We start from the raw sequence: 15,975 nt of genomic DNA on the forward strand, positions 1-15,975 counted from the left end.
GAACTCCCGTTATTCGGCGTTACTTGGAATCGGGCGTCTTGATGTTGCCGTCCGCGTCGAGATCGAAGCCTTTCGCGCGGGCGGCCGCAAGCAGCGCGTCGCTCCAGGTCACGCGACCGGGATCGGACCCGCCGATGATGGTCAGCAGATAAGCGTCGACGGGCGAATCGTTGCGGAACCCGCGCATGATTCCGGTCGGCACCGAGATCGTATCCCAGGGCCCGATCGACAGCTCGTTTTCGCCGTTGTCGCCCCAGATGATCGACCAATTGCCGGTCAGCACGACGAAGACTTCGAGCGTCTTGTGGGCGTGCAAGGCGCTGCCTTTGCCGGGGGCGGCGCGCGCGATGGTCAAATGGAAGTCGCGGGCGTCGGGGATCGCGACTTCCATCGTCGCGTCTTCGGTCACGCCGCGGCCGATGACGTTATAGTTGTCGCGCACGTATTCGGGCAAAGCGGCATCGAGCAGCGGGCGCGCCGAAGGCTTCAAATCCTTCCAGCGGGCGACGCGCTTCAGCATCTGCTCGCGCGTTACGATCGGTCTTGTCATGTCAGGTTCCTCGAATGGTGAATTGTCCGGCGTCGATGCTGAGAGATCGACCAGAAAGGTAATATAGGTATTATACCAAATGGTCTATCAAGATTATAATTGTCGAAAAACATATAGTTATTAGAGTTTGAGGAAGTCAGAAAAGAATCTTAAAACGAAACTTGCATACCTATTATACCAATGTTATGACTCCGATGAGTTCAATGCCAATAATCAAAACGGGGATGCAGCATGGAAAACATTCGCAAGTCCGGCGTTTCGCGGCGCGAGTTCATGGCCGGGACGGCGTCACTCGGCGCCATTGGTGCTGCCGGTATGTCGTGGTCGCCTTCGGCACAGGCGCAAGCGGCAGCCGTCAATCTGATGACGTGGTCTGCCGCGGTCGATCAGGTCAAAAGCCATATCAGCGCGTTCGAAGCGCAGTCCGGCCTGAAGGTCGGCTACGAGAACGCGCCGGGCGCGCAATTCCGCCAGACGTTGGTGACGAAGTTCGTCGGCAACGCACCGATGGACGTGATGTGGGTCAGCGACGCGTGGCTGCCGGAATTCGCCGAGGCGCAATGGCTCGCGCCGATCGATGGGTATTCGCAACTGACGAAATACAATTCGGACATCGAACAGTATTGCGTTGATTCAATGGTTTATAAGGGTAAGCAGTACGGTAACGTCTACTACACCGACTTCATGGCGTTCCTCTACAACGAGGAAATGTTGAAGCGCGCGGGCATTGCGGCGCCGCCTACGACCTGGGACGAAGTTGTGGCGCAGAGCTTGATCCTCAAGGAGCGCAATATCTGTGAACATCCGATGCTGCTGTCGCTGCAATCGGACGTGACTTGGTACATCGAGTTCATGTCGGCGCTGGCCTTCTCCTTCGGCGGAAACTTCACCGACAATTCGGGTCGCGCGGTGATGAACGATCCGTCCGGCGGCGTCGCACGGTCGCTCGAATGGGTGCGCGATGCCGTGCACAAGCACAAGATCGTTTCGCCCGCCGCGACGAATACGAATGAGATCGCGGGGCTCAAAGCCTTCGGGGCCGGTCAGCACGCCTTCGGCATCATTCCGCGCTATCGCCTGCGTCCGCTGAACAGCCCGGCGGAATCGCAAGTCGCCGGCAATGTCCGTATGGCGATGATGCCCAAGGGCGGGCCAAACGGCACTAACGCGACATGCGGCTGGGTGCGTTTCTACGGCATGTCCGCCGCGACCCAGCGCAATGCCGCCAGGGCCGCCAATGCTGTGAAGCTGATCGAATGGTTCGGCGGCAAGGCAATGGACAGCTACACGTTCCAGAAGATGATCATTCTGGATCTGGGGCTGCCGTATTGCACCAAGCCGCTGGACAACGATGCCGATATCATCGCCTTCTACGACAAGTTCGCGGGCGGCAACGATGTTATCCGCCGGCAAGCGGCGCAAACGCGCAAAAAAGATGTGGTCACCACCTGGTTCGGCGAATGGAATGACGTCAACATTCAAGCCACGCAGAAGGCCATTTTGAATCAGGTCACCGTGACGGCGGCTTTGAACGAGTCGGCGCAGGCATGGGAACGGCTACGGACGGGTAAGTGATACGGCGCGGCGGGGACGGGCAAGAAGGGGCGCGACGGATTTGATCGTCGGAAAATCGAGCTACGACGAAAGATGGGCGATGCTGCTGGTGCTGCCGGTAATGGCGGTGCTGGCGATCGTCGCGGTCTATCCGATCGTCCATTCCTTCTACACGAGTCTGTACGACATCGTGTTGACCCGTCCCCACCGCGCGCCTTTCGTAGGTTTGGCCAATTACATAGCCGTGTTCGACGACGCGCGTTTCTGGGTCGCGGTGCGGCGAACCACCGTCTACACGATCGTCAGCGTCGTCGGCACGGCGGGGCTGGCGCTGGTATTCGCGCTGCTGCTCAACGAAGTGTTCCCCGGCCGCAGGCTTCTGTCGATCATTTTGCTTATCCCCTGGGCGACGCCGTCGATCGTCAACGGGTTGATGTGGAAATGGATCTACGATCCGAGCTACGGCTCGCTGAACGGGCTACTAGATCGCTTGGGGCTCATCGACCGCTATCAACTCTGGCTCGCGGACCCGGATATGACGCTGCTGCTCGTCGCCCAGGCCGCGATCTGGAAGCAGATGCCACTCGCCGCGATCCTGCTGCTGGTCACGATGAAGGCGATCCCCGACGATCTCTATCGTGCCGCGAAGGTCGATGGCGCCACCGTACTGCAGCGGTTTCTCCACGTCACGATTCCAGGGCTGCGCTCGGGCTTCCTGCTGGTGTTCGTTTACGAGACGATGATCTCGATCCGCCATTTCGATCTTTTCGCGATCATGACCCAAGGTGGGCCGGGCGATGCGACCTTCACCGTGTCGTGGATGATCTATACTGAGACCTTCAACAGCCTGCGTTTTGGCACTGGATCGGCGATCGCCTTCATCCTGTCGATGGCGACGTTCGCGCTGTCCTACGCGTTGATCAGACTTCTGGGGAAGGACCGATGATCGCCTCTGGCTTTCGTTTGCCGGCCGCCGGGCGGCTGATCCGCGCGGCGGTCATCGCGACGACGGCATTGTTGCTGCTCGGTTATGTTCTGGGGCCGATCTATTGGGTCTTTTCGTCGTCCGTGACGGCGGAATCGGCCCTCGTCAGCAAGCCGATCCGCTTCGTGCCGGATGCCCCGAGCCTGCGGAATTTCAGAGCGATCTTCCTCTATGCCGAGGAGAAAGTGACTTACGACACGCGCCGTCAGAGCGATCCGTCGGCGGGCGAATTCGTGCCCTCGGCAGCGCAGAACCTGATGCCGGCGATGATGAACAGTCTCTATGTCGGCGTTTGGGTCGCGGCGCTGAACGTCATCTTCAGCCTGACGGCGGCCTATGCGATTGCGCGCATCCGCTTTCGTGCGCGCAACGCGGCACTGTTCGCCATCCTGACAACGCGCGTCATACCGGACATCGCGTTGGCCGTACCGCTCTTCCTGGTCATGCGCAATCTCGGGCTAATCGACACGCGCGAAGCTTTGATTGTCACCTATCTGGCGGTCACGCTGCCGTTCACCGTTTTTATCCTGATCAATTATTTTGAATCGATACCCAGCGATCTGGATCGAGCGGCACGGATCGACGGCTGTACGCATCTTCAGGTTCTTTGGCATGTGTTCCTGCCGTTGGGCATGCCCGCGATCGTTGCCTCGCTGCTGTTCGCCTTCCTGAGTAGCTGGAACGAATTCGTGCTGGCATTGATGACGACCAAGACGATGGCGGCGCAAACCTTGCCGATCGTGATTTCCGGTTTCGTCTTCGACTTCACGACGAGTTTCTCGTTCATCAACGCGGCGGGCGTCGTCGCGATCGTGCCGCCGGTCGTGCTGGCGATCGCGTTCGAACGATACATCGTCGGCGGCTTGTCCGCCGGCGCGGTGAAAGGTTAAGGGGCCGAAGCAGTGGCGCAGATCAAGATCGCGAACATGACGAAGCGTTACCAGGGAACGACGGTCGTAAAGTCGCTTGATCTGGAGATTCGCGACAAGGAGTTCCTCGTTCTGCTCGGGCCTTCGGGCTGCGGCAAGACCACCACGCTTAACGTCATTGCGGGGCTGGAGGACATCAGCGAAGGGGATATCTATTTTGACGATGCGCGTGTCAACGACGTGCCGCCCCATAAGCGCAATATCGCGATGGTCTTCCAATCCTACGCGCTTTATCCGCAGAAAACGGTCTACGAGAATATCGGTTTCGGCCTGCGGCTGATGAAAACGCCGGCCGAGGAGATCGATCGTCGTGTGCGTGCGGCTGCCGAGCGGCTGGAGATCGCGCATCTTTTGGAGCGCCGCCCCGCGCAGCTTTCCGGTGGCCAGCGCCAGCGCGTCGCCTTGGGGCGCGCGATCGTCCGCCAACCCTCCGTGTTCCTGATGGACGAGCCGCTGTCCAATCTCGATGCGGCGTTGCGCGTCACCACAAGGACCCTGATCAAGCAGCTCCATAATTCGATGGGTGCTACTTTCGTTTACGTGACCCACGATCAGGCCGAAGCGATGACCCTCGCCGATCGGATCGTCGTGATGAACCAAGGCATCATTCAGCAGATCGGCACGCCCGACGACATCTACCATCGTCCGGCGAATCTTTTTGTCGCGACCTTCCTGGGCACACCCCAAATGAACCTGATCGAGGGTACGTTGGGTTGGTCGTCGGGACGGCCGATTTTCTCGCGCGACGGCTTGACGCTACGGCTGCAGGACATGAATGGGCTTGCGAGCGGAGCCGGCGATCGTCCGGTCGTATTGGGAATCCGCCCGGAGGATGTAGCGATCGCGCCACCGGATGCGACGGACGATCCGCAGCTCGCTTGCGAAGCAGCGATGGTTTCCTCGCTCGGAGCCGAGAAATTTATCAATACGACCATCGCGGGGCGCGAGTTGACGTTCCGCGTGGGCAAGGATGTGGCGGTGTCGCCCGGTGACCGGCTGAAACTGACTGTGCCCGGTGCTCGGGTCCATCTTTTCGATCGGGGGACCGGGGCGGCCCTGGGAAATGCTTAGGGGCTGGGTTATTACAACCGAGGCGATTCGCGTGATATGCGGATCGGCGGAGAGATCGACGGAATGACGGACGAGCGGATACGCAAAAAGAAGCTTTCGGAGGAGGTCGGCGCGCGCCTCGAACGCGACATCGCCGACGGCGTTCTGCGCGTGGGCGATTTTCTCCCGTCTGAACGCGCGTTGATGACGCGCTTCGGCGTCGGCCGGCCCTCGGTCCGCGAGGCGCTATTCGCGTTGGAGAAAAAAGGTCTTGTGACCTTGGGCAGCGGTGCGCGCGCGCGGGTCTGCGCGCCGGACCCCGCGAAAATTTTGAGCGAGTTGTCGACGGCGGCGCAACTTTATCTCAGCAATCCCGAAGGCCTGCGCTCGATGCACGATCTTCGCACGCTGCTCGAAACCGGATTGGCACGCGAAGCCGCGCGTCGCGCCACGCCGGCGGATATCGCCCGCTTGCGCGAAAGATTGCTCGCCAACGAGAAGGCGATCGGCGACCGCGACGCGTTCGAGGCAACCGATAACGAACTCCATCTCGAACTGGCGAGAATTTGCGGCAACCCATTGCTGGTGCGGTTGCATGCCGTCGTCGTCGATTGGCTGGCGCAGCAGCGGGACATTGTTTTGCGCTATCCGGAAATTGGCCGCATCGCCTACGAGCATCACGAAGCGATCTACAACGCCATCGCCACCCACAATCCGGACCGCGCCGAGGAAGCCATCCGCGCGAGCCTCAACACGGTCGATCGCGCCTATTGGTCGACGCTGGCGAAGGAGCGGCCGCAGGATTCCGAGCGCGCTTTGCCGCAGTGACGATCGCCGACGCGCAGGCAGCACTCGAACGGTGCGCAACGTCAGCAACTGAACTCACGCAAGTTGCTTACGCCAAGATCGACGATCCGGCGGGCGAGGGGCAGCGCAGTTTCATTCGCCTGTTCCGCGATGCGGCGTTCACCACCGCGCGCGAGGACGATACGCGCCGTGCGGACGGTGTTCCGCGCGGCCCCCTCGCAGGGTTGCCGATTTCGATCAAAGATCTCTGCGACGTCGCCGGCAGCACGACATTGGCGGGCTCGAAAGCGTTGGCCGCATCACCGCCCGCCGTCGCCGACGCGCCGGTCGTCGCGCGGTTACGGCAAGCGGGCGCGGTTATTCTCGGCACGACCAACATGACCGAATTCGCGATGGGATCGCCGGGGACCAATCCGCATTACGGGACACCGGCCAATCCCTATGATCGCGCGACGCGCCGCATTCCCGGCGGCTCGTCGTCCGGGGCGGCGGTTTCGGTGAGCGATGGCATGGCGATCGCCGCCTTGGGCAGCGACACGGCCGGTTCGGTCCGCGTGCCGGCCGCCCTTTGTGGCTTGACGGGATTCAAGCCGACGGCACGGCGAGTACCGCTTGAAGGCACGATTCCACTCGCCTTCTCGGCCGATTCGATAGGACCGCTAGCACGCAGCGTCGCCTGTTGCGCCACGATGGATGCCGTGCTCGCTGGCGAAACCGAAACAAACTCGTCGCCCCGACCATTGAAAGGCTTGCGGTTCGGGTTGCCGGGGAATCACGTTACGGAAGGCCTCGATCCGGTTGTGGCCGCTGCGTTCGAGCGTGCGGTGTCGGCGCTGTCGGCGGCTGGGGCAAGGATCGAAACATTCGACTTCGCCGAGCTTCGCGAAATGGCCGCGATCGTTGCGCGGCTGCCCATCGCCGTTGCTGAAGGCTATTGGTGGCATCGGGAACGCTTAGCCGCGCACGGTGACCTATACGATCCGCGTATCGCGCGTCGGTTGCGCGCCGGTGCTGCGATTTCCGCTGCGGACTATATCGACTATTGTCGGGGGCGGGCGGATGTGTCGGCCCGAGCTGCCGTGGTTACGGCGCGGTTCGACGCGGTTATCATGCCCACGACACATATAATCGCGCCACCGATCGAATCAGTGGAGCACGACGATGCCGCGTGGCTGGCGACGAATCTGACGTTGATCCGCAATCCCGGGATCGCGAATTTCATGGATCGATGCGCGCTGACGATTCCCTGCCATGTGCTGGGCGAAGCGCCTGTTGGCTTCACCTTGATGGGCGAGGCGATGGCGGACCGGAGGTTGCTGGCGATCGGCCTGGAAGTCGAGGCGGTTTTGCGTCGTGGACGAGATTGAACGCTGAAGGCGATGTCGCCCAGGGTTCAAATCCCGCCTCTCTGAGCACTCGCGAAAGACGAAGGAGCCTGCCCTGGGAAACCAGCGGCGGGCTTCGGCGTTTTCGCGAGGTGAAGTCAGAATACTTTTCCTGGATTCATCATTCCGTGCGGATCGAGGAGCGCCTTGATCGCGCGCATCGCCGCGTGATTTTCCGGTGACGATATCCGGCGCAGTTCGTCGCGGCGCGCGACACCAATTCCATGCTCGGCGCTGAACACCCCGCCAAGTCGTTGGGCGAGATCATGGATCGAAGCGCGCAATGCCGCAAGCGCCGCTGGGGCTGGATCGGGAGCGTTCAATGGTGCAAGGAGATCGAAATGCACGTTACCGTCCCCGACATGACAAACCGGGACCTGCGGAAGGCCTGGTGCTTGGTTATGCGCGAGTTCGGTCGCAATCGAGATGAACTCGGCGATCCGCGAAACGGGGACGGCGATGTCATGTTGGATCGGCTTTCCAAAGCGCCGGCATGCGGCGCCATGCCGCTCGCGCAAAGCCCAAAGGCCGTCGCGTTCGCGCTCGCTCGACGCTAGAATGGCGTCGTCGAACGCATCGACCTCCGATGCCATCTCCAGATCCGCCTCGACTTGCGCGCGCAGTTCGCCAGGATCGCCGCGCGCGTTCCATTCGGCGAGTACGCCCCAGGCGGGCAGGTCCGGAAAGGGCGCTCGCAACGCGGCCTCCGCCGTCGCCAAATGCGTCAGTCCTTCGCGCGAGATCAGTTCGAAGACTTCGAGCGTCTCGTTCGCCGCCAGACGGCGAAACAACGCGATCGCGCGCGGAACGTCGGGCAAAGCAAAGAAGGCTGTTTCGCGCGCGGTGGCGCGTCGACCTAGCTCCAATGCCGCCGCGGTGATGAAACCGAGCACGCCTTCCGCGCCGATCAGAAGGCTACCGACATCGATGCCGGTATTGCCCTTGCGCACACCGCGCAAGCTTGACCAGATCGAACCGTCGGGGAGTACGGCTTCGATGCCGAGCGTGAGTTTGCGCATGCCGCCCCGGCGCCACGAACGCAGACCGCCGGCGTTCGTCGACAAAGCGCCGCCGATTTGCGCGCTGCCGGACGATCCAATACGCAGCGGAAAGCCGAGACCGTGATGCTCGGCGGCTTGATCGACCGCATCGAGTGTCGCCCCAGCTTCGACGACGATACTGGCGTTTTCCGGGTCGAGTTCGCGGATGCGTGCCATGCGGCGCAGCGAAACGGCAATCTCGGCGCCCGCGCGAGATGGCATGGCGCCACCCGCAAGCCCCGTCAGCCCGCCCTGGGGAACGAGGGCGATGCGCCGTTCACCGGCGAAGCGCACGATCCGCACGACTTCATCGACATTGCGCGGCTCCAACAACGCCAGCGGGGCGGGACCGGCTGGCCCACCCCACGGCGTATGACGCGCGGGATCGATCGGCGTAACGCTAATCTCGGGAAAGGCACGCGCGACATCGATTGCCGCGTTGCTGTCGGTCGACATCTCGCGTGCGGTTCCCTTACATCAATCCTTCACGCTTCATGACGCGCTCGATCCCCGCCGCGGCGGCGTCGAGTGCGGCTTTCACGGGCTTACGGCCAACGATGGCAGCGACCGTTTCCTCAAGGAAGATACGCTCGGCCTCCTTGGCGCCGGCGAAGGCCGGGAAGGGCGGCGCCGCGATAGGCAGCACCTTCTGAACGACGTCGGCGTAAGGCACCGTCGCGGCATAAGCCGGGTTGGCGTAGATCGATGCGCGGATCGGGCTGTTGTTGTTGAGTGCCAGCGTCAATTGCACGTCGGGTTGGCTCAAATGGGCGATCAGTTTGTAGGCGCGTTCCCGCGCGGCCGGATCGCCGTTGGCCGGGATTCCCATCGCCCAGAAACCGGCCGACGATGCGTATCTGACGCCCGAAACATCCTTCGACGTGGGGAAGGGGGCGAACCACACTTTTCCGGCGACCTGCGACTGATCGGGCGCGTTGAAGCGCTCGAAGTAATTGTCGCCGAAGATCCCCATCGAAATCAGCCCCTGACTCATCAAGTTCTGTAAGTCGGCGGGCGTGAGAATTCCGAGATTGGGCGGCAGCGCACCCGCGACAAAAAGTTCGTTCAATGCGGTGACGGCTTTGATCGCTGCGGGATCGTTGATCTTAATTTTGAAGTCAGGCGTGATGACATCCGCGCCGAAAGCGCGAAGAACGACAACCATGTCCTCGGCCTGATTCGTTTCGAACGCGAAGCCGTAAACCTGGGCGCCGTCCGCGCGTTTGTACGTGGCCTTCTTCGCCGCTTCCACGAAATCCTCGAACGTCGCGGGTTCGCTGGCGACGCCACGGGTGGCGAACACTTCCTTGTTGTAGAAAAGAAGCTGCGGATTATGGCGGATCGGGATCGCCTTGATGCCGCTTTTGTCGCTGAATGCCTTCACCATCGCGGGCGACACGTCGGCCATATCGCGGATCGGGTCCGATTTCAGCATTGCGTCCATCGGGACGAGGCGCGCGAGCAAGCTGGGTGTCGCCCAGGTGTTCAACAGGAAGACGATATCGGTCTTGGTGCGCGAGATATTGAGCTCGCGCAGAATCTTGTCCTGCATCTGGTCGAGCGGGATCGTCGTCCAGGAAAGCTTTACGTTGGCGGCTTTCTCGAAAGCCTCGCCAATGTTCACCGCCCCGCCGCCACGTTTGCCCTCGATCACCTGCTGGTGGACGATGTGCGACCACAGCGTGATTTCCGGGGCCTGTGCGGCGGCCGTACCTATTTGCAGACCAAGTGCGAGCGTCACTGCCGCGCGCCCCAGTTTCCCGAACGGATTGATCCTCATCGGCGAGTCCTCCTGCCTGTGGCGATTGAGCCTGTTTTTTTGCATTTCCGGAACCGGAACGGGTGCCCGAAAATCATGTGCGGAGGATTATGACGCGATCTAAGGCCAAGTAAACAATAAAAAACATCATTGATACAATCAGTCATGACACATAATGTGCGATGTATCGCTGCGGTCGGCCAAACCCGGTCGATGGAAGCGCGGATTCGGCTCGCGGCAAGCCATTATCCGTCGGGCTTTCGTGGCGCGCGCGGACCGAGCGCCCGTCGACGCGAGGTGATCTCTGTGTGGCCGCGCGCCGCCAAGCGGTGTACGACGCGTCAGGAGATTCGATGGCATGAACGACGTTGTGGACACCGAACAGCGCGCGCTACTGCAGCGAGAGCGTGGATACGACGCCTTCCATTCCGGCCTGATGGAAGGAGCGATCCAGCCCGGCCAATTCCTGTCGCAGCGCGAGATCGGCGTGCTGACCGGCCTGCCGGAGCGCGCGGTGCGGGAGTTGATCGTACATCTACTGAGCGACGGTTTGCTGGAAACCGCGCGTCAACGCGGCTTTCGCGTGGCAGGAGTCGACATTTCATTGATTCGCAATGCGTTCCAGCTTCGCCGCTTCATCGAGTGCGGCGCTGTCATGGAATTCTGCGCGCGCGCGGACGTGGCCGCGCTGGCCGCGTATCGTGCGAAGCACGAAGCGTTGATCCCCGAAGTGACGCCGAAGCCCGATGCGGAATTCCGAGAGCGCTATTACGCCGTCGATCGTGAGTTGCACGAAGCCATCATCGCTTCGCTTAAAAATCCGCTGATCGAGAACGTTTATCGCGTCAATGCAGTAAAGATCCGCCTGATCCGCAGGACGCAAGTCCGCCCCGATCAGTTCATGGCGCAGACCATCGACGAGCACTTGGCGATCCTTGCCGCCTGCGAACGGCGGGACCGCCATGCGGCGGTCGATGCGATGGCGCTGCATATCGACAACACCATGCGCCGCGTAATGGGGCTGGCTTGAAGGCGCGATCCGTGCGGACGGAGATCTAGAACGAAACCGCGCGTGCGCGCGCGCTTTCGATGTGTTCGCGCATCGTGGCGAGTGCTGCGGTTTCGTCGCGCGCGAGAAGCGCATCGAGGATGCGAATATGTTCGCCCAGCGCTGCCGGCAGTACTTCGGGCGTCAGGCGCATGCGATCGACATTGATCAAACGCACGCGGATGCTGACGATTCCATAAGCTTGAATCAGCATATCGTTGCCGGTCGCCTCGATCAGGAAGGCATGCATGCCCGCGTCGACCGATTGCGCCTCCTCAAGAAGTGCATGGTCCGCTCCGCGGGCGGCGCGCTCGAGGACATCCAGGTGCAAAGCCTTCTGATGCCGTAGCTCTTCGTCACCTACGATCTGAATAGCGGAGGATACCGCCTCGCGCTCGAACGCCATGCGCATCTGATAGGCGTTGCGAATCGATTTGAGATCGACCGCGGTAATTTGAATGCCGCGTTGCGGCATGACGGTGAGCAGGCCCTCGGCCTCTAGCCGCGGCAAAAGCTCGCGAAGGGCGCCCAACGATATATCGAGCATCGCAACCAACTCGCGTTGGGAGATCACATGCCCAGGCCGCAAACGTCCGGAAAGCAACAGACGTTGGAATCTGTCGTAAGCGAGGCGACGGACCGATCCGCCACCATCGCTGGGTTCATTTTCAGGAAGGATCGACGCAGATAGCAACATTCGCCTTCATTCCCCACTTGCGTGTCGAAATCAATCACCTGCGCTCGATTAACTTCATTCTCGGCACTGATGCCCAAAGTGATTGTATCAGATGTGGCAGGTATGATAAGGGCATACTTAACATATGCAATATGCCGCTGGGAAACTTTTCCTATACGGTGATCGGGGGGGCAATGGCGGGCATTGAGATCGATCAAGTGGTCAAGGATTTCGGCGGCTTCGTCGCGTTGAAGGGCGTGTCGATCTCGATTGCCGACGGAGCTTTCGTCGCGCTGGTTGGACCATCGGGGTGCGGAAAAACAACGTTGCTGCGCGCGATCTGCGGTCTGGAGGACGTGACCGACGGTGAGATCCGTATCGGCGGCCAAGTCGTGACCGACTTACCGCCGAAGGATCGCGACATCGCGATGGTGTTTCAAAGCTACGCGCTCTATCCCCATCTGGACGTGTTCGACAATATGTCGTTCAGCATGCGCATCGCCAAATCGCCGCGTGCCGCGATGGTGGAGAAAGTCGAGCGCGCCGCCGGTATTCTCGGCCTCGCGCCGATGCTCAAGCGCTTGCCGCGCCAATTGTCGGGCGGCCAGCGCCAGCGCGTCGCGATGGGGCGGGCGATCGTGCGCAGTCCGAAAGTGTTTCTGTTCGACGAACCGTTGTCGAATCTCGATGCCAAGCTGCGCGTGCAGATGCGCAAGGAGATCAAGCAGCTTCACCAGCGTCTCAAGGTGACGTCGGTGTTCGTCACGCACGATCAGGTCGAAGCGATGACCCTGGCCGATCGCATCGTGGTCATGAACGGGGGCAAGGTCGAACAAGCGGGCGATCCGCTGGCCCTTTACGACCGACCGGCGACGCCGTTCGTTGCGGGTTTCATCGGGTCGCCCGCGATGAACCTGATTGATGCGGTCATCGACCGCGCTGCCGGTACGCCGCGCGCCGCTGTTCCTGGCGGTGGCAATTTGCCATTGCCCGCCGATGTCCCAGTCAAGGACGGTCAGCGCATCGTCTATGGCGTACGGCCGGAGCATCTCGTCGCGGCATCCCCGGATGCGGATGGATTGTCGGCCGAAGTCACGGTGGTCGAGCCGACGGGATTTGAGACCTTCGTCTATTGCGACAGCCCGGCTGGCGAAATCTGTCTGCAGACGACCGACCGATTGGCTCTAAAGCCGGGCGCGAAAGTGCGCCTCGTGCCGGCGCCGGCGCATGTGCATCTCTTCGACGCCGCGAGCGGCGCGAGGCTCAATTGAGCGCCGCCGTTCTCGCGGGCGATTCCCGCCAGCAACGCCGGCAAGCCGCCGCGCGATCCCGCGATCGCTGGGCGATTTTGCTGCTCGCCCCGGTTTTTCTGCTGCTGCTACTCGTCGTTTTCATTCCGGAATTGTGGGCGCTGGGCATCAGCTTCACCAATTATCGGCTGGGCGAGGACGCGCGTTTCGTCGGGTTCGCGAATTTTGACTACTTCCTCAACGACCCGAATTTCTGGAACGCGCTCTGGGTCAATATCAAATTCGTCGCCGGCGCGGTCGTCCTGCAGATGGTCATCGGCGTGGCGATCGCGCTGTTCTTGGCGACGCGGAGCTTCAAGGCTCGCTATTTCTGGATCGCGCTCGTCCTCGCCCCGATGGCCGTCAGCCCGTCGGTGTCGAGCGTGATTTGGCGCTATCTGCTCGATCTCAATATCGGGCCGATCAATTACGGACTCGAGATGCTCGGGCTCGCCCGCATCGATTGGTTGACGAACCCGAGGGTGGCAGTCTGGTCGGTGATCGTCGTCGAAGTATGGCTCGCAATTCCGCATGTCATACTTTTCATCTATCCCGCGCGTATCACGTTTCCGCAGGAATTATATGACGCGGCGGACGTCGATGGCGCCAGCGCGTGGCAGAAATTCCTCTACATCACGCTGCCGCTGCTGGCGCCCGCGTTGTTTCTGGCACTCGTCTTCCGCCTGATCATCACGATCCGCGCATTCGGTGTCGTGTGGCTATTGACCAAAGGCGGACCCTTTCGCGAGACAGAGCTGCTCGCCATCTACATGTTCAAAGAAGGTTTTGAGAATTGGCGATTCGGCTCGGCGGCGGCGATCGCGTGGGCGATGCTTCTGTTCACGATGTTGTGCGCGTCGCTGCTGATCTGGCGCATGTATCGGAACGCGTTCGCTCGGCCGGAGGATGCGCGATGAATACACGACCGCCCCGCCGCCGCACGCCCGCACGCCGGCGCGCCGCCAATCTCGTTTCGGCGCTTGTTCTGGCCGCGATCGTGGTGTGGAGCTTCGGCCCCATCCTGGTGGCCTTCGTGTCGTCGTTCAAACACCAGCGCGATATCTTCACCTATGTTCCCACGCTAATCTTCTCGCCCACACTCGAGAACTACCGCGCCCTGATCGATAACTGGGGCGGATTTTGGCGTAGCTTGGCGATCAGCACTGTGACTACCTTGGGGGCCGCGGCGCTGGTCGTCGCCGTCAGTTTGCCGGCGGCCTACGCCTATTCGCGGTTGGCCCGACCGGCGATCGCGCTTACCGCGCTGTTCTTGATCGCGGTACGCATGTTCCCGCCGATCATCATAACGATCCCGTTGTTCCCCTTGTTCACGGGGATCGGCCTTGTCGATACGCCGTTCTCGATTGTGCTTGTTTACGCAGCGTTTCAAGTGTCGATGAGCGTGCTGTTGTTGAAGGTCTTTCTCGACGGTGTGCCGCGCGACATCGATGAGGCCGCGATGCTCGACGGCGCCACGCGGATGCAAACCTTCTTCCTGATCACGCTGCCGCAGATATTCCCCGGTATCGCGGCTGCGGTGATTTTCGTGACGCTGTTCGCATGGAATGATTTCCTTTTCGCTTTCCTGCTGACCGGTACGAGCGCCAAGACCGCGCCCGTAATGATCGCGGAGATGCTCGGCTCGGTCGGCGAAGGCGGGGCGACATGGGGTACCATCTTCGCCGCAAGTTGCGTGCAGTTGGGGCCGATCCTTATCTTCATTTGGCTAATCCAGAAGCCGTTGTTGCGCGGCTTCGGAAGGGGACCGAACACGTGAACGACGAAATCTGCGTCGAAGCGCTCGCGCTGACGGCATTCGTCGCCGCCCTTCTCGGCGCAGCGGGCTGTCCGCCGGACGAGGCGCAGGCGGTCGCTGCCAACCTGGTCGACGCCAATCTCGCGGGTCACGATAGCCACGGCGTGGGGCGCGCGCCACGCTATGTCGAAATGATCCGCGAAGGTTTGGTTGTGCCGGGCCGGCGGATCGCGGTGGAGCGGGACGGGGGCGGATTCGTTACCGTCGATGGTGAGTCCGGTTTCGGCGCTGTGATCGGCGCGCAAGCGGTCGATCTCGGTTGCGAACGCGCTGCGGCGAACGGCGCTTGCGTCGTTGCATTGCGCAACGCGAGCCACCTGGGACGTATCGGAGCGTGGGCCGAACGGGCGGCGGCGGCAGGATATGTGTCCGTCCACTTCGTCAATGTACGCGGCCGGAGCCTCGTCGCGCCTTATGGCGGGATCGACAGGCGGATGGCAACTTCGCCGATGTCGGTCGGGATACCGATCGCGGGAAGTGCGCCAATCATACTCGACTTCGCGACGTCGGCGGTCGCGGAAGGCAAAGTGATGGTGGCGGCGACTGGCGGGGCGAAGTTACCCGATGGCGTGTTGGTCGATGCGCAAGGACGGCCATCCGCCGATCCCGCGGCACTCTATGGCGAAACGGCCAGCGCGCTGGTGCCCAATGCTTCGCGAGGGGCCGGGGCCCTTGCGGTGTTCGGCGGGCATAAGGGCTCGGGCCTCAATTTTATGATCGAGATGCTGGCCGGCGCTTTGACCGGCGGCGGCGTGAATCGCACTTTTCGCGACCAAACCGAACAGCCGTTCCGCAATGGGATGTTGTCGATCTATCTCGATCCCGAGCGATTTGCGGGCCGCGACTATTTCGAACGCGAGGCGCTCGATTACGCGGCCTATGTGCGAAGCGCCAAACCCGCACAGGGCCACGATGAAGTCCTTATACCGGGCGATAAAGAGCGACGGATTCGCGCCGCGCGGCTGAAGGATGGCATTCCGCTGTCTCAGGGCGGATTGGCACGGCTTAACTCGGTTGCCGCGAAACTCGGCGTGCCAACATTGACGACGTTCTAACCGCTCCGTTCAGGCTTTGAGTTCTGTCGGCC

General features: G+C 61.5%; 15 protein-coding genes. 11 read left to right on the top strand and 4 right to left on the bottom strand.

Translation table 11 applies throughout. The annotated features are described in order from the left end of the window. Positions 1-19: 19 nt before the first annotated feature. Positions 20-550 (bottom strand): cupin domain-containing protein, encoded by a 531-nt coding sequence (locus J0H39_17005; protein ID MBN9498453.1) that lies wholly within the window; start codon positions 548-550, stop codon positions 20-22. 231 nt (positions 551-781) lie between these two features. Between J0H39_17005 and J0H39_17010 the strand changes: the two genes are divergently transcribed. The 6 genes from J0H39_17010 to J0H39_17035 all read left to right on the top strand — a co-directional run bounded on the left by J0H39_17010 (position 782) and on the right by J0H39_17035 (position 7,242). Next, complete coding sequence (locus J0H39_17010; GenBank protein ID MBN9498454.1) at positions 782-2,125, top strand: extracellular solute-binding protein; 1,344 nt, start codon at positions 782-784, stop codon at positions 2,123-2,125. 79 nt (positions 2,126-2,204) lie between these two features. Then, positions 2,205-3,050 (top strand): sugar ABC transporter permease, encoded by an 846-nt coding sequence (locus tag J0H39_17015; protein ID MBN9498455.1) that lies wholly within the window; start codon positions 2,205-2,207, stop codon positions 3,048-3,050. 17 nt (positions 3,051-3,067) lie between these two features. Beyond that, complete coding sequence (locus tag J0H39_17020) at positions 3,068-3,979, top strand: carbohydrate ABC transporter permease (GenBank protein ID MBN9498456.1); 912 nt, start codon at positions 3,068-3,070, stop codon at positions 3,977-3,979. Positions 3,980-3,991: 12 nt separating this feature from the next. Next, entirely contained in the window at positions 3,992-5,089 is a 1,098-nt protein-coding gene (locus J0H39_17025; GenBank protein ID MBN9498457.1) for an ABC transporter ATP-binding protein, read from the top strand. Between the two features lie 36 nt (positions 5,090-5,125). Next, a complete protein-coding gene (locus J0H39_17030; GenBank protein MBN9498458.1) occupies positions 5,126-5,896 on the top strand; it encodes an FCD domain-containing protein in 771 nt (256 codons plus the stop codon). Continuing rightward, a complete protein-coding gene (locus tag J0H39_17035; protein MBN9498459.1) occupies positions 5,893-7,242 on the top strand; it encodes an amidase in 1,350 nt (449 codons plus the stop codon). Before J0H39_17030 ends, J0H39_17035 begins: the two co-directional genes overlap by 4 nt. A 116-nt stretch (positions 7,243-7,358) precedes the next feature. Here J0H39_17035 and J0H39_17040 read toward each other — a convergent pair whose 3' ends face one another. Together J0H39_17040 and J0H39_17045 are read right to left on the bottom strand one after the other, a co-directional pair. Beyond that, positions 7,359-8,756, bottom strand: a complete 1,398-nt coding sequence (locus J0H39_17040) for an FAD-binding oxidoreductase (GenBank protein MBN9498460.1) — start codon at positions 8,754-8,756, stop codon at positions 7,359-7,361. A 16-nt stretch (positions 8,757-8,772) separates the two neighbouring features. Beyond that, positions 8,773-10,080, bottom strand: a complete 1,308-nt coding sequence (locus J0H39_17045) for an extracellular solute-binding protein (protein ID MBN9498461.1) — start codon at positions 10,078-10,080, stop codon at positions 8,773-8,775. A 337-nt stretch (positions 10,081-10,417) separates the two neighbouring features. Here J0H39_17045 and J0H39_17050 point away from each other — a divergent pair, with 337 nt between their 5' ends. Further along, on the top strand, positions 10,418-11,089 hold the full coding sequence (locus J0H39_17050) for a GntR family transcriptional regulator (protein MBN9498462.1): 672 nt from the start codon (positions 10,418-10,420) through the stop codon (positions 11,087-11,089). Positions 11,090-11,114: 25 nt separating this feature from the next. Here J0H39_17050 and J0H39_17055 read toward each other — a convergent pair whose 3' ends face one another. Continuing rightward, entirely contained in the window at positions 11,115-11,804 is a 690-nt protein-coding gene (locus tag J0H39_17055) for a GntR family transcriptional regulator (protein MBN9498463.1), read from the bottom strand. A 173-nt stretch (positions 11,805-11,977) separates the two neighbouring features. Here J0H39_17055 and ugpC point away from each other — a divergent pair, with 173 nt between their 5' ends. From ugpC to J0H39_17075, 4 genes are read left to right on the top strand one after another with little or no spacing between them, the layout of a single operon-like run. Next, positions 11,978-13,054, top strand: coding sequence for a sn-glycerol-3-phosphate ABC transporter ATP-binding protein UgpC (gene ugpC, locus J0H39_17060; protein MBN9498464.1), 1,077 nt, complete (start codon positions 11,978-11,980; stop codon positions 13,052-13,054). Continuing rightward, positions 13,051-13,989, top strand: a complete 939-nt coding sequence (locus J0H39_17065) for a sugar ABC transporter permease (protein ID MBN9498465.1) — start codon at positions 13,051-13,053, stop codon at positions 13,987-13,989. The genes ugpC and J0H39_17065 overlap by 4 nt, the downstream gene beginning before the upstream one ends. Then, a complete protein-coding gene (locus tag J0H39_17070; protein MBN9498466.1) occupies positions 13,986-14,849 on the top strand; it encodes a carbohydrate ABC transporter permease in 864 nt (287 codons plus the stop codon). The genes J0H39_17065 and J0H39_17070 overlap by 4 nt, the downstream gene beginning before the upstream one ends. Next, the gene (locus tag J0H39_17075) at positions 14,846-15,943 is read left to right on the top strand and encodes a malate/lactate/ureidoglycolate dehydrogenase (GenBank protein MBN9498467.1); all 1,098 of its coding nucleotides are present in this window, start codon (positions 14,846-14,848) and stop codon (positions 15,941-15,943) included. The genes J0H39_17070 and J0H39_17075 overlap by 4 nt, the downstream gene beginning before the upstream one ends. The last annotated feature ends 32 nt before the right edge of the window (positions 15,944-15,975 follow it).

The sequence above is a fragment of the Alphaproteobacteria bacterium genome (genome assembly GCA_017308135.1).
GTDB lineage: Bacteria > Pseudomonadota > Alphaproteobacteria > CACIAM-22H2 > CACIAM-22H2 > Tagaea.